Raw genomic sequence first — 13,537 nt, forward strand, 5'->3', positions numbered from 1 at the left:
GGCCGTTTAAGGGATATGCAGGCGTCGTACCTGCCGACGAGGATCGTATGGCCAACTCACCGAATCTGAATGCCGCGGCGATCGCACTGAATCGCTTCGGCCTCGGCGCGCGCGCCGATGAAGCGCCGCCCGCCGATCCGAAGGGCTGGCTGCTCGCGCAGTTCGAGCAATATCAGCCTCGGCCGGACGCGTGGGCGAACCAGCCCGATTCGATCGCGTTGTCGAAGGAACTCTTGCAGCAGCGCATGGAGATCGAGCAGCAGCGCAAACAGAAGCCGGGCGAGGAGACCAATGCAAGCCCGAGCGCGATCAACAACGCGACCAACTCCGCGAGCAGCAACACCCCAGCCGCCAGCCAGTCCGACCCGCAATCCGCGCGGCAAGCACAACGAAAAGCCCTGCGCTTCGAAGTCCTCGACCTATACCGCTCCTCGGTCAATGCGCGGGTTGCGAGCGCGCTGAACACGCCGACCCCGTTCATCGAACGGCTCGTGCATTTCTGGGCGAATCACTTCGCGGTGTCGAGCGAAAAGCCCGGCGTCGCGGCGCTGGCCGGCTCGTTCGAAGCGGAGGCGATCCGCCCGCACGTGCTCGGCCGTTTCGAGGACATGCTGGTGGCCGTCGAGCGTCATCCGGCCATGCAACTGTTCCTCGACCAGGCCCGCTCGGTCGGACCCGACAGCATGGCCGCGCTGCGCGCCGCGCAACGCAATCCGGACAACAAGCGCGGACTCAACGAGAACCTCGCGCGCGAGATCATGGAGCTGCATACGCTCGGCGTGCGCAGCGGCTATAGCCAGGACGACGTGACCGAGTTCGCGCGCGCGTTGACCGGCTGGAGCCTCGTCGGCAATCCGGGCAATGGCGGCGCCAACGCGAACCCTCGCGCATTGGCGCAGAACGGCGAACCCGGCAGCTTCGTGTTTCGCCCCGCGCTGCACGAGCCCGGCTCACGCACGATCATGGGACGCCGCTACGACGAAGCAGGCGAACAGCAGGCGCTCGCGATCCTGCACGACCTCGCGCACGCGCCGGCCACCGCGCAGCATATCGGCACCAAGCTCGCCCGTCATTTCGTCGGCGACAATCCGCCCGCGGGCGTCAGCGATCGTCTCGCCGACGCGTTCGCGCGCAGCGACGGCGATCTGCCGACCGTCTATCGCGCGTTGATCGATAGCCGCCAAGCGTGGTCGCCGAACGCGGTGAAGTTCAAGACGCCGTGGGAGTGGACCATTTCGTCGATGCGCGGACTCGGTTGGCACGACCTCGGCAATCTGCAGAGCGCGCCGATTCTCACGCAGCTCGGCCAGCCGGTGTGGCGCCCCGGTTCGCCCGCCGGCTACGACGATATCGCCGCGAGCTGGGCCGCGCCCGATGCGCTCGTGCGTCGCGTCGAAGTCGCGCAACGTTTTGCCGCGCACGTCGGCGACCGGCTCGATGCGCGCTCGCTCGGCCAAACCTTGCTGGCTGGCTCGCTCAGCGAGCCGACGGCCACGGCGGTGGCGCGCGCGGAAAGCGCGTCGACCGCGATCGCGCTGCTGCTCGTATCGCCCGATTTTCAACGGAGATGAATGCCATGCTGTCACGTCGCCAGTTTCTGAGCGTCGCCGCCGCCGGTGCCGGCGCGCTGCTCGTGTCGCCGCGCCTCGCGTTCGCACATGTCGCGACCGACCGGCGCTTCGTGTTCGTGATCCAGCGTGGCGCGGCGGACGGCCTGAACATCGTCGTGCCGTACGCGGACCCCGCATACGCGACGCTGCGCGGACCGCTCGCGATCGATGCGTCGAACGCACCGCATCTGGACGGCACGTTCGCCTTGCATCCGGCGCTCACGCAGATGGCAAAGCTCTACGCGGACCGCGAGGCGCTGTTCGTGCACGCGGTCGCCTCGCCGTATCGCGACCGCTCGCATTTCGACGGACAGAACGTGCTGGAAACGGGCGGCACCTCGCCCTATCAGACGAAGGACGGTTGGCTCAACCGGCTCGCCGCGCAATTGCCCGCCGCCCGCGAAAACGCGATCGCGTTCGCGCCGACGGTGCCGATGGCGCTGCGCGGTTCGGCCTCGGTGACCTCGTATGCGCCGTCGGCGCTGCCGCAGGCGCCCGACGATCTGCTCGCACGCGTTTCGCAGTTGTACGAGCAGGACGCGCAGTTGCGGCCGCTGTGGGAATCGGCGATGGCGGCGCGCGGCCTCGCAGGCGATGCCGGCGCGCGCCAGGACCCGGCGAGCCTCGGCAAGCTCGCGGCGAGTTTTCTCTCGCGCGACGACGGTCCGCGCATCGCGATGATCGAGACCGGCGGATGGGACACGCACAGCGCGCAGAACGCGCGGCTCGCGAATCAGTTGAAGGCGCTCGACACGATGCTCGCCGCGTTGCGCGACGGCATGGGGCCGTCGTGGAACAAGACCACGGTGCTGGTCGCAACCGAGTTCGGCAGGACCGCGGCCGCGAACGGCACGGGCGGCACCGATCACGGCACCGGCTCGGTCGCGATGGTGCTAGGCGGGGCGGTGCAGGGCGGACGCGTGATTGCCGATTGGCCGGGCCTCGCGCCGCATCAGCTGTATCAGTCGCGTGACCTGCGGCCGACCGCTTCGCTCGATGCGTTGATTGCCGGCACCGCGAGTGAAAGTCTCGGGCTCGATCCCGAGCGCACCGCGGCCGCGTTGTTTGGCCGGACCGTGGCGGCCAGACCCATGACGGGCATCGTGAGAGCGTGAGGCGTCGATGGCATGACAGCGTCGAATAACGATGGCACGGAGGCGTGATGGGCGATCGAGGGTTCGGTGGGCGAGCGGCGCGGGATCGTGGCGGACGGGGGTTCGGCTCATATCGGCGCGGGGAGTCGCAGGAGTTGACGTTGACAGCCTTGCTCGACGCGTTGATCGTCGGCGCGGCGAGCGAGAGTATCGCGCTCGATCTGGAGCGCACGGCGGCCGCGCTATTCGACCTGACAATCGTGGCGCGGCCGTTGACGGGGGTGGTGAGGAGCTGGTGAAGCGGCGGACGTCACGGTGACGTCCGCCCTGATCCTGCGGTGCGAACTCAACGTGCGCGGACAGCGGCGTCGCATTGACTCGCCGCGAGCGCATGCGTCGCGTGCACCGAGCGCTCGCCGACGCGATGATAGCGGCGTCCGTAGTAGATCAGCGCATCGCCCGCGCCTTGCGTGCGCGCGGCCTTCACCGCGCAGAAGAACACCGTGTGCGTGCCGACTTCGGTCACCGACTCGATCTCGCAGTCGAGCGACGCGAGCGCGTCCTGCAACACCGGTGCGCCGGTCGCGAGGCGGTCCCATTGCGCGGCGGCGAAACGCTCTTCGATTGCGAGCGCGCTCGTCGCGAAGTGTGCGGCCAGCGCCTGTTGCTCGGCGCTCAGCACGTTCACGCACAGCTTGCCGTTGGTGCGAAACGCCGCGTTGTTACGGCTGCCGCGATTGATGCAGACGAGCAGGGTGGGGGGCTCATCGGTCACGCCGCAGACCGCCGACGCGGTGCAGCCCGCGAGGCCGGCTTCCCCGTCGCTGGTGATGATGTTGACGGCCGCGCCAAGGCCAGCCATCGCGTCGCGGAACGTGCTCTTGTCAACCATGGGGGCCTCTTCCTGGAAATCGGGTGCCGTCGCACGGCGCGCGCGATGGCATTCGTTGAAACGACGCTGCTCGTGTCAGTCGTGCGCCGCGTCGGCCGGTGCCCCCGCGCAAGCGGGCGAACGAAAGCGCGCCGCCGTGTGACTCTCGGGCAGCCGTGCATGGCCGAACAGCTTTTCGCGCAGCGTGCCGTCGCGATACCCCCGCTTGTACGCGCCACGTTCCTGCAGCAGCGGCACCACCAGCTCGATGAAATCGTCGAAGCACTCGGGCACGACGGTGCGCGACAGATTGAATCCATCGACGCCGGTTTCCTCGGTCCACGCGATCAGCTCGTTGGCGATTTTCTCGGCCGAGCCGACGAGCGGTTGCTGGCGGCTGCCGAGCACCATCTGTTCGAGCAGCTTGCGGCGGGTCCACTGCGGACCGGCCGCGCGCGTCATCGCTTCGACATTCGACACGATCGCCTGACTCTTGCCGGTCTCGATCGGCTCGTCGAGGTCGTAGCGCGCGAAGTCGATGCCGAGCGAGGCGGCCGCATGCACGAGCGCTGCTTCCGAGCTGACATAGCGGCGGTACTCGTCGAATTTCTCCTGCGCTTCCTGATCGGTGCGGCCCGTAATGACGGTCTGGCCGAGCAGCACCTTGATGTCGTCGGCGCGACGGCCGCCGGCGAGCGCATGCGCGCGAATGTCGTCGACGATCGACTTGACCGCCGGCTTCGCCTGGCCGTTGACGAACACGCACTCCGCGTGGGCCGCCGCAAACTGCTTGCCGCGCGCCGACGACCCGGCCTGATACAGCACCGGCGTGCGCTGCGGCGACGGCTCGGCGAGATGCATCGCATCGACGCGATACTGCTTGCCGTGGTGATGGATCACATGGACCTTCGACGCGTCCGCATAGACGCCTTGCGTCCTGTCGCGCAGCACCGCGCCGTCTTCCCAGCTGCATTCCCACAGCTTGTAGACGAGCTCCATGTACTCGTCGGCGAGATCGTAGCGGTCGTCGTGCGCCATCTGGCCGGTCAAACCGATCGCGCGCGATGCGCTGTCCAGATAGCCGGTCACGATGTTCCAGCCGACCCGGCCGCGCGTCAGGTGATCGAGCGTCGACATGCGGCGCGCGAACAGATACGGCTGCTCGACCGACAGATTCGACGTGACGCCGAACGACAGATGCCGGGTGACCGCGGCCATCGCCGGAATCAGCAGCGTCGGATCGTTGACGGGTACCTGCACGGCGCCGCGGATCGCCGCGTCGGGATTGCCGCCGTAGACGTCGTAGACGCCCACCACGTCCGCGAAAAAGATGCCGTCGAACAGACCCGCTTCGAGCTTGCGCGCGTAGTCGGTCCAGTACTGCAGATCGGTGTAGCGGCTGGACTGGTCGCGCGGATGGGTCCACAGCCCTTGCTGGATGTGGCCTACGCAATTCATGTCAAACGCGTTGAGAACGATTTCCTTCGGCATGGCGGATTCCGGCGGGTAAGCGGGTTCGGACGATGACGTTTCGTTTAATATAGTGGACGAAAAATCACTATGCAAGACTTTATTCGGTGACGGTACGGATGCCCGGTCGAACGCCGCTTGCCCGCCCGCTACCGCCACGCATCGATATAATTTCGCGGTACTCACTTGCGCACCGACGACCCCGCCATGTCCGAAACCTCCGCCATCGATCTGACCCAGGCGATCTCCGCGCGCGTGAAGACCGAGCGGGAGGCGCGCAACTGGTCGCTTGCCGAGCTGGCCGAGCGCTCGGGCGTGTCGAAGGCGATGATCAGCAAGATCGAGCGCGGCGAAGCGAGTCCGACCGCGACGGTGCTCGGGCGGCTGTCGGGTGCGTTCGGATTGACGCTGTCGACGTTGCTCGCGCTCGCCGAGCAGACCGGCGAGCGGCTCGTGCGTCATGCGGACCAGTCGCTGTGGGAAGACCCCGAGACCGGCTACACGCGGCGGCGCATTTCACCGCCGACCGGCGGCGTGCTGGAGTTGCTCGAAATCGAATTGCCGGTTGGCGTGAGGGTGCCTTATCCGTCGGATGCGTTCGTGTTCCAGCATCAGCAGATCTGGGTCACCCAAGGGGTGTTGACGTTTCGCGAAGGCACGCTGACGTACCGGCTCGAAGCGGGGGATTGTCTGCAACTCGGTGCGCCGGTCGAATGCGAGTTCTTCAATGCGGGTGCCGAGGTCTGCAGCTATGTGGTGGGGTTGGTGCGGCGTTGAGGTGGATTGGCGGGAGACGCCGCATGCATCGCATGGTCGCGGCGCCCCCTTCGCGAGTCGAAGGCCGACGCTCAGCCTCCGCCACCACTTCCGCGGGATGGCAGGCCGAGCGTGAGCCTGTTGTTCACCGAGGTCACGCCCGGAACGCCTTTTGCGACATCGCCAGCCTGCTGGATCATGCTGCCATCGGGCACCGAACCCGACAACGTCACTGCGCCGCTGCGCGCCCGTACGAACACATTCGACACGTTGAAGCCCTGCGTTCTACCGAGCGCGCGCCGCACGTCGCGGCCGAGCTTGCGATCGGCCGTACGTGTCGATGTGGCAGGCGCGGCTGCCGTGGCGGCGGGTGCCTGGGCGTCGCTCGCCTGGGCATAGGCGCTGGATGCGGTCGCCACGCACAGGACAAGACCGAGCGCCTTCAAGAGATTGAGTGTTTTCACGTTTTCACCACCCTCGAAAAGTTGATGTCGCTTCGTTGCATGTTAGAAACGCTGCGCGCTGTCGAGCTGGTCTGGACTCTGGGAAGCGCCCGTCTTATAGAAGAGTTGAGGTTGTGGCGCTCCCGGCGCGCTTAAACGATACTCCAGCAAGGGCCGGGATGCTGAAAAAAACTGGCAGAGGTGTGGCCGCGCCTGATCGATGTCGTGACCCAACTGGAAATCGCGCTGTCGCATTGAGCGGCAGCGCGATTCATTGCTGGCGCGCGCGCCCGCTCAGAACCACTGCGGCGCCATGCTGAGCGTCGTATCGTCGAGCGTGCGCAGCGGCGCCAGCATCGACGCGACGCGCGGCAACTCGCAGCGGAAGAACCACTGGCACGCGTGCAGCTTGCCGCGATAGAAGTCCTGATCCGCCGCGCCGCTCGCACCCGGCAACGCGGCGTTGGCCACCAGCGCCTGCCTCAGCCACGTCCACGCCATCACGATGTGACCAAAAGCTTCGAGGAACGCGTTCGCATTGGCAAGCGCGCGGTCGGTATCGGTTGCGAGCGCGGGCAGCAGCGCTTCGAGCGTGCCGTTCAGATCACGCCATGCGGCGCCGAGCGCATCGGCGTGGGCCTGAAGCGTGGCATGCTCGCGCGCGGCGTCGATGCTTCGCTGGAGTTCGCGGGCGAGCAGCTTCAGCGCCGCGCCCTGTTTCATCGTGACCTTGCGGCCCAGCAGGTCGATCGCCTGAATGCCGTGCGTGCCCTCGTGAATCATGTTCAGTCGATTGTCGCGATAGAACTGCTCGACCGGATATTCGCGCGTGTAGCCGTAGCCGCCGTGGATCTGGATCGCGAGGCTGTTCGCTTCGAGGCACCATTGCGACGGCCACGACTTGACGATCGGCGTCAGCAGATCGAGCAGCAGCGCCGCCTCGGCGCGCGCGTCGTCGCTCTCGCCGGTGTTCTGTTCATCGACGAGCCGCGCCGCGTACAGGCTCAGCGCGTAAGCCCCTTCTACGTAGGCCTTTTGCGCGAGCAGCATGCGGCGCACGTCCGCATGTTCGATCAACGGCACTTGCGGATCGAGCGGATTCTTGCTGGTCGGATGACGTCCTTGCGGCCGTTCGCGCGCGTATTCGAGCGAGGCCAGATAGCCGCGATAGCCGAGCATCACCGCGCCGAGACCGACGCCGATACGCGCCTCGTTCATCATATGGAACATATAGGCGAGCCCATGATGCGGCTCGCCGACCAGTTCGCCGACGCACTCGCCATGCTCGCCGAACGACAGCATCGTCGAGGTCGTGCCACGCCAGCCCATCTTGTGAATCAGGCCCGCGAGCGCGACGTCGTTGCGTGCGCCGAGGCTGCCGTCCTCGTTGACGCGAAACTTCGGCACGGTGAACAGCGAGATGCCTTTGACCCCCGGCGGCCCGCCCGGAATGCGCGCGAGCACCAGATGCACGATGTTCTCGCTCAACTCGTGATCGCCGCCCGAAATGAAGATCTTGTTGCCGCGAATCGAGTAAGTGCCGTCCGGGTTCGGCGTGGCCGTGGTCGTCAGATCGGACAGGCTCGAACCCGCCTGCGGCTCGGTCAGTGCCATCGTGCCGAACGCCCGGCCTTCGAATAGCGCGCCCAGGTACTTGCGCTTCTGCGCGTCGGAGCCAAACCGTTCGATCACGTTCGCATTGGCGCTCGTCAACATCGCATAGGACGACGTCGCAATGTTCGCGCTCTTGAACAGCGATAGACACGCAAACGAGATCACCGCCGGCAACTGCATGCCGCCCCATTCGTAGTCCTTGCTCGCGGCGAGAAAGCCGGTCGCGCGCAATGCGTCGAGCGCGTCCTTGACCTCGTGCGGCATCGTCACGCGCTGGCCGTCGAACTGCGGCTCGTGCTCATCAGAGAGCCGGTTGTGCGGCGCGAATTTCTCGACCGCCACCGCATGCGCGGTGTCGAGCGCCGCGTTGAAGGTCTCGCGGCTGTGATCGGCGTGACGCGCGCGCTGCGTCAGCGTCTCGGCGTCGAGTACTTCGAATAGCTGGAATTCCAGATCCCGCGTGTTGATGATCAGCGCATCTTGCATCGGTGAAAGCCCGTTTAAAGGTAAGCCGCTGTGCGGAACCGCATCGCGAGGCGCCTGGTTCGGTGCTCGCTGATACGTGCCGCTTCCATGGCGTGGAGCGTTTGAAAAACGCGCTATGCGGGTAAGTCCCGAGGAACTGCGCGCTGCCGATGCACGTCAGTTTATAACGAAAAAGAATGAGCGTGCTTTTATTTACACGCCGAATTTCGGCACGTATGATGGTCCGAAATCGCGGAATACAAATCTGCATGGCAGAACAACTGGAGGAGCGACGCATGTCAGTGAAGGACCTGTTTCAACTCGACGGCAAGGTTGCCTTGATCACCGGCGGTTCGCGCGGGCTCGGGCTGCAAATGGCCGAAGCGCTCGGCGAAATGGGCTGCCGCGTGGCGATTACCGCGCGCAAAGCCAACGAACTCGACGAAGCGAAAGCACATCTGCAAGGCCGCGGCATCGAAGTGCGGACCATCGTCAACGACTTGCAGCGCTTCGAAGGTATTCCCGCGCTCGTCGATGAAGTGATCGGCGCGCATGGGCACATCGATATCCTGATCAACAACGCGGGGGCCACGTGGGGCGCGCCCGCCGAAGAGTATCCCGACGAAGCGTGGCACAAGGTGATGAACCTGAACGTCAACGCGCCGTTCTTTCTCGCGCGCGAAGTCGGCAAGCGCAGCATGATTCCGCGGCGCGCGGGCAAGATCATCAACGTCGCGTCGGTGGCCGGGTTGAAGGGCTCGCCGCCGGGCATGAACACGATTGCCTACAACACGTCGAAGGCCGCGGCGATCAATTTCACGCGTGCGCTCGCGGGCGAGTGGGGCAAGTACAACATCAACGTCAACGCGATTTGCCCCGGCTTCTTCCCGTCGAAGATGTCGGCGGGACTGCTCGACACGCTCGAAGACGCAATCGTTGCAAGCACGCCGTTGCGGCGGCTCGGCGGCGAGGAGGATCTGAAGGGTCCCGTGGTGTTTCTCGCGAGCGAGGCATCGCGGCATATCACCGGTCAGTATCTGGCGGTGGATGGCGGGGCGATCATCGTCTGAGTCTGCAACGTTCTGGCGCCGCAAGCCGCGCGAGCGGCTGAACGACCACCTGGGAGACGTTGCATGAATGTCGAGTACTCGGACCAGGTCAATATCGAACATCCCGTGTGACGGATCACGCGCAACGCGCGTAAGCACGCGTGCACAGAAAAAGCTGGAGACACCCATGAACGACCGCCATTTTCCGCATTGGCCGCCGAAAGTACCGCTGCATCTGACGCTGCCGCACACGAATCTTTTCTACAACGTCGAAGTTTCGGCGACGCGTTTTCCCGACAAGCCGTTCATCATCTACTACGACACGCCGATCACGTTCGCCGGGTTCAGGGACGAGACCGAGCGCCTCGCCGGTTTTCTGCAACAGGAGTGCGGCGTGAAGGCCGGCGATCGCGTGTTGCTCTACATGCAGAACAGTCCGCAGTGGATCGTCGCGTACTACGGCATTCTGCGCGCGAACGCGGTGGTGGTGCCGGTCAATCCGATGAACATGAGCGCGGAGCTCGCGCACTATGTCGAGGATAGCGGCGCGACGACGATCATCGCGCCGCAGTGTCTGTTCGACAACGTCGAGCCGTTGCTCGGCGAGGGACCGGGGCAAGGGCTCGAGCATGTGATCGTCGCGACGTATAGCGATTATCTGAAACGGCCGTCGCCGATCGCGGTGCCGGAGTTCGTCGCGGCGCCACGCAAGAGCTTCGATCGGGCGGGTGTCACGGCGTGGCAGGACGCGCTCGATCGACGCATCGCGCCCGGACCGCTGACCACCGGTCCCGACGATCTGTGCGTGATGCCGTACACCTCGGGCACCACGGGCCGGCCGAAGGGCTGCATGCATACGCATCGCAGCGTGATGAGCACGCTGCTCGGCGGCTGCGTGTGGTTCGGCTCGGCCTCGGATGGCGTGCATCTGTCGGTGCTGCCGTTTTTTCACGTGACGGGTATGCAGGGCGGCATGAACAGCGCGCTGTATTCGGCCGCCACGATCGTCGTGATGTCGCGCTGGGATCGCGATGCCGCCGCGCTCTGCATGCAGCGATACCGGATCACCGCATGGCAGTCGATCTCCACGATGATGGTCGATTTCCTGTCGAACCCGCGGCTCGGCGAATACGATCTGTCGAGCCTGTCCGGCACGCGCGGCGGCGGCGCGGCGATGCCCGAGGCGATCGCGAAGAAGCTGAAGACGCTGACCGGCCTGGATTACGTCGAGGGCTACGGCATGTCGGAGACGATCGCGGGCACGCACATCAATCCGCCCCATCGTCCGAAGCCGCAATGTCTCGGCATTCCGGTGTTCGACGTCGATTCGCGCGTGATCGATCCGGTTACGCGGCAGGAGTTGCCGCCAGGCGAGACCGGCGAGATCGTCGTCAACGCGCCGCAGGTGATGCGCGGCTACTGGCGCGACCAGAAGGCCACCGACGAAGCGTTCATCGAACTCGACGGCAAGCGTTTTCTGCGCACGGGCGACCTCGGGCATATCGACGAGGACGGCTATTTCTTCATGACCGACCGTCTCAAACGCATGATCAACGCGTCGGGCTACAAGGTCTGGCCGGCCGAGGTCGAGGCGCTGATGTACCGGCATCCCGCGATCCACGAAGTCTGCGTGATCGGCGTGAAGGACGAGAAGCGCGGCGAGACCGTGAAGGCGCTGGTCGTGCCGACGGCGGCGCAGGCGGGCAGAATCGGCGCGCAGGAGATCATCGACTGGGCGCGTGATCAGATGGCCGCCTACAAGGCGCCGCGTATCGTCGAGATCGTCGCGTCGTTGCCGAAATCGGGCACCGGCAAGATTCTGTGGCGCAAGCTGCAGGAGGAGGATGCAGCGGCGAGGGCGGCGAGGGCAGCTGACCAGGCGGGCAACGGAGGCGCGCCGCGATGAACCGGCTCGATCTATCGTGGCCACCCGTATCCCGCTATTTGCCTGTAAGCTTCCCTTGACGGGTTCGCGTGGAGGCTGCGTGACTCGCCCTGATGAATCAGGATTTGCAGACGGACTCGTACGTTCTTGCCAATTTTTTTGAGGGGATATCAGTCATGAAGAGCTTCGCCATCAAACGAATCATGCTTGGGGTTTCGGTCATCGCACTGGTGACCGGCACGGTCCCGGCCGCGCTCGCGCAAGGCTCGACGGACGCCGCAGCGCAGGAAGGCACGGCTGCGACCACCCCGAAGCCAACCAAGGCCGAGCGCAAGGCAGAGCGCAAACAGGCTCGCGCGAAAAAGAACGCCGAACTGAAGAAGCTCGAAGACGCTGGCTACCAGCCGGCGCAGAACGATCCGAACTATCCGGACAAGCTGCAGGCGGCCCAGAAGAAGGCCGGCATCGGTGCGCCCGCCAGCCAGTAACGAACAGGCGGAGGCCCGGCGCGATATTCATCGTGATGACGCGCCGGGCGTTTTCGCGGTTTTCGAAGTTTCAAGCCCTAAATCGATTTCATCCGCGGAAATAATTGCTGGCCCGCGCGGCTCAATGCAAAATTTTCTGATAGCCGGGCGGTGGCGGCGCTGTGCGTCGGCTAAATAATCCAGGTAATCGGGAATTACAAATAAATTCAAGGCGCTAACTAGAATGCGCCGAGATTAATAAAACACGGGCATGTTGAATAGTATTAAAGAAGATTTTGAACAGAACGGTTTTGCCATTCTTTCGGGGTTTTATTCTTTTGGTTGAGCGGAAGGCCGTCGCGTTTGAACTCCATTCACGGGCGGAAAGAGGTGGGCAGTGTGCCGCCCCAATTCCGCCCATGAAAAAAACCGGCGCACTTTCGCCTTCGAATGCAGAAAGAAGCAGTATTGCTTCTCGCTCACCCCACGCTTTAGGGCCTTTCCTGCCGCTGTGACCGAATCGGTTACGCTTTGCCGTAAACAACGCGACCGGCGGGGCATGTGATCATGGCCACGAAGCACGAAGTCAGGCGCTACAAGTCGAATTTCTTCGACGAACTGCACAGCGCCGCGCTCTATGAAACGCTCGCGAGCGTCGAGCAGGACGAGACCCGCAAGCAGGTCTATCAGGATCTCGCGCAATCCGAACACAGTCACGCGCAAGTCTGGGCCGACAAGCTCAGGGCCAATGGCGTCGAACCGAAAGGCCGTGGACACGCGGTCAAAACACGACTGATGAAGGGGCTCGTGCGCACGTTCGGCGCGAACTTCGTGCTGCCGACTCTCGCCGCCGCCGAATACGCGGACCGCAACAAATATCAAGGCCAACGCGACGCGGGCCGCATGTCGGCCGACGAACATCATCACGCGGCCGTCGTGCAGACGCTCGCGGGTAACGGCGACGCGAACCTCGTGCCCGGCGCGCGCATCGCCGCGGCCGAGTCCTGGCATAGGGGGGCGGCGTCGGGCAACGATTTGCGCGCGGCCGTCCTCGGCGCGAACGACGGCCTCGTGTCCAACTTCTGCCTGATCATGGGCGTCGCCGGCGCGGGCACCGGCAACAAGGCGATCCTGTTGACCGGCCTCGCCGGGCTGATCGCCGGTGCCTGTTCGATGGCGCTCGGCGAATGGCTGTCGGTCACCAATGCGCGCGAACTCGCGAGCACGCAGATCGCCAAGGAAGCCGAGGAGATCGCCGATCAGCCCGAGGCGGAGGAGCACGAGCTTGCGCTGATCTACCGCGCGAAAGGGCTCGACGCGATCGAGGCGAAACGCGTGGCCGCGCAGATGATGCGCGACAAGGACAAGGCGCTCGACACCCTCACGCGCGAGGAACTCGGTCTCGATCCGGCGGAGCTCGGCGGCAATCCGTGGTCGGCGGCCGGCGTGTCGTTCTGTCTGTTCTCGCTCGGCGCGATTTTCCCGGTCATGCCATTTCTCTGGACGCACGGCGTCGCCGCGATCCTGCAGTGCGTGGTGCTGAGCATGCTGGCACTCGCGTCGATCGGCGTGTTCACGTCGTTGTTCAACGGCCGCAGCGCGGGGTTTTCGGCGCTGCGCCAGATCGTCATCGGGCTTATCGCAGCGGGGTTTACGTTCGGTGTCGGGCGCTTGCTGGGCGTGTCGATTTCCTGAGCGCGGCGTCTCACCACGGCAACCCGGCCGCCGCCGTCGTGATGGCCGGGTGTCGCATTTCCTCATGTGCCTGTCGGAATTAGTCGGCTCGCCGCACTTTTTTCTGGCAACTATGTAG

12 protein-coding genes are annotated in these 13,537 nt (G+C 64.9%); 8 read left to right on the top strand and 4 right to left on the bottom strand.

From position 1 onward, the window contains the following. The first annotated feature begins 47 nt into the window (after positions 1-47). The 3 genes from CI15_RS31190 to CI15_RS37095 all read left to right on the top strand — a co-directional run bounded on the left by CI15_RS31190 (position 48) and on the right by CI15_RS37095 (position 3,003). On the top strand, positions 48-1,571 hold the full coding sequence (locus CI15_RS31190) for a DUF1800 domain-containing protein (protein ID WP_062136380.1): 1,524 nt from the start codon (positions 48-50) through the stop codon (positions 1,569-1,571). A gap of 5 nt (positions 1,572-1,576) precedes the next feature. Further along, positions 1,577-2,725 (top strand): DUF1501 domain-containing protein, encoded by a 1,149-nt coding sequence (locus CI15_RS31195; protein ID WP_062138293.1) that lies wholly within the window; start codon positions 1,577-1,579, stop codon positions 2,723-2,725. 140 nt (positions 2,726-2,865) lie between these two features. Next, positions 2,866-3,003 carry a hypothetical protein gene (locus CI15_RS37095; protein ID WP_161950079.1) on the top strand — a complete coding sequence of 46 codons (138 nt, stop codon included), beginning with the start codon at positions 2,866-2,868 and terminating at the stop codon, positions 3,001-3,003. Positions 3,004-3,050: 47 nt separating this feature from the next. On the opposite strand, the gene CI15_RS31205 is transcribed toward CI15_RS37095, so the two are convergent. Continuing rightward, on the bottom strand, positions 3,051-3,596 hold the full coding sequence (locus tag CI15_RS31205) for a flavin reductase (RefSeq protein ID WP_062136387.1): 546 nt from the start codon (positions 3,594-3,596) through the stop codon (positions 3,051-3,053). 75 nt (positions 3,597-3,671) lie between these two features. After that, the gene (locus tag CI15_RS31210) at positions 3,672-5,066 is read right to left on the bottom strand and encodes an LLM class flavin-dependent oxidoreductase (protein WP_062136390.1); all 1,395 of its coding nucleotides are present in this window, start codon (positions 5,064-5,066) and stop codon (positions 3,672-3,674) included. Positions 5,067-5,252: 186 nt separating this feature from the next. Here CI15_RS31210 and CI15_RS31215 point away from each other — a divergent pair, with 186 nt between their 5' ends. Further along, on the top strand, positions 5,253-5,822 hold the full coding sequence (locus CI15_RS31215) for a helix-turn-helix domain-containing protein (protein WP_062138296.1): 570 nt from the start codon (positions 5,253-5,255) through the stop codon (positions 5,820-5,822). Positions 5,823-5,893: 71 nt separating this feature from the next. Here CI15_RS31215 and CI15_RS31220 read toward each other — a convergent pair whose 3' ends face one another. Together CI15_RS31220 and CI15_RS31225 are read right to left on the bottom strand one after the other, a co-directional pair. Continuing rightward, positions 5,894-6,265 (bottom strand): BON domain-containing protein, encoded by a 372-nt coding sequence (locus CI15_RS31220; protein ID WP_062136393.1) that lies wholly within the window; start codon positions 6,263-6,265, stop codon positions 5,894-5,896. Positions 6,266-6,538: 273 nt separating this feature from the next. After that, positions 6,539-8,344 carry an acyl-CoA dehydrogenase gene (locus CI15_RS31225; RefSeq protein WP_062136396.1) on the bottom strand — a complete coding sequence of 602 codons (1,806 nt, stop codon included), beginning with the start codon at positions 8,342-8,344 and terminating at the stop codon, positions 6,539-6,541. Positions 8,345-8,619: 275 nt separating this feature from the next. Here CI15_RS31225 and CI15_RS31230 point away from each other — a divergent pair, with 275 nt between their 5' ends. From CI15_RS31230 to CI15_RS31245, 4 genes are all read left to right on the top strand, one after another. Further along, positions 8,620-9,393 carry an SDR family oxidoreductase gene (locus CI15_RS31230; RefSeq protein WP_062136399.1) on the top strand — a complete coding sequence of 258 codons (774 nt, stop codon included), beginning with the start codon at positions 8,620-8,622 and terminating at the stop codon, positions 9,391-9,393. Positions 9,394-9,559: 166 nt separating this feature from the next. Beyond that, entirely contained in the window at positions 9,560-11,278 is a 1,719-nt protein-coding gene (locus tag CI15_RS31235; RefSeq protein ID WP_062136402.1) for a long-chain fatty acid--CoA ligase, read from the top strand. Positions 11,279-11,433: 155 nt separating this feature from the next. Beyond that, positions 11,434-11,745, top strand: a complete 312-nt coding sequence (locus tag CI15_RS31240) for a DUF4148 domain-containing protein (protein ID WP_174543287.1) — start codon at positions 11,434-11,436, stop codon at positions 11,743-11,745. 546 nt (positions 11,746-12,291) lie between these two features. Beyond that, a complete protein-coding gene (locus tag CI15_RS31245; protein ID WP_062136405.1) occupies positions 12,292-13,419 on the top strand; it encodes a VIT1/CCC1 transporter family protein in 1,128 nt (375 codons plus the stop codon). The last annotated feature ends 118 nt before the right edge of the window (positions 13,420-13,537 follow it).

The organism is Paraburkholderia monticola (assembly GCF_001580545.1).
Taxonomy (GTDB): domain Bacteria; phylum Pseudomonadota; class Gammaproteobacteria; order Burkholderiales; family Burkholderiaceae; genus Paraburkholderia; species Paraburkholderia monticola.

Coding starts and splice junctions, on each gene's coding strand:
- CI15_RS31190 (WP_062136380.1), top strand. CDS start 48: ATGGCCAACTCACCGAATCTGAATGCCGCGGCGATCGCACTGAATCGC.
- CI15_RS31195 (WP_062138293.1), top strand. CDS start 1,577: ATGCTGTCACGTCGCCAGTTTCTGAGCGTCGCCGCCGCCGGTGCCGGC.
- CI15_RS31205 (WP_062136387.1), bottom strand. CDS start 3,596: ATGGTTGACAAGAGCACGTTCCGCGACGCGATGGCTGGCCTTGGCGCG.
- CI15_RS31210 (WP_062136390.1), bottom strand. CDS start 5,066: ATGCCGAAGGAAATCGTTCTCAACGCGTTTGACATGAATTGCGTAGGC.
- CI15_RS31215 (WP_062138296.1), top strand. CDS start 5,253: ATGTCCGAAACCTCCGCCATCGATCTGACCCAGGCGATCTCCGCGCGC.
- CI15_RS31225 (WP_062136396.1), bottom strand. CDS start 8,344: ATGCAAGATGCGCTGATCATCAACACGCGGGATCTGGAATTCCAGCTA.
- CI15_RS31230 (WP_062136399.1), top strand. CDS start 8,620: ATGTCAGTGAAGGACCTGTTTCAACTCGACGGCAAGGTTGCCTTGATC.
- CI15_RS31235 (WP_062136402.1), top strand. CDS start 9,560: ATGAACGACCGCCATTTTCCGCATTGGCCGCCGAAAGTACCGCTGCAT.
- CI15_RS31240 (WP_174543287.1), top strand. CDS start 11,434: ATGAAGAGCTTCGCCATCAAACGAATCATGCTTGGGGTTTCGGTCATC.
- CI15_RS31245 (WP_062136405.1), top strand. CDS start 12,292: ATGGCCACGAAGCACGAAGTCAGGCGCTACAAGTCGAATTTCTTCGAC.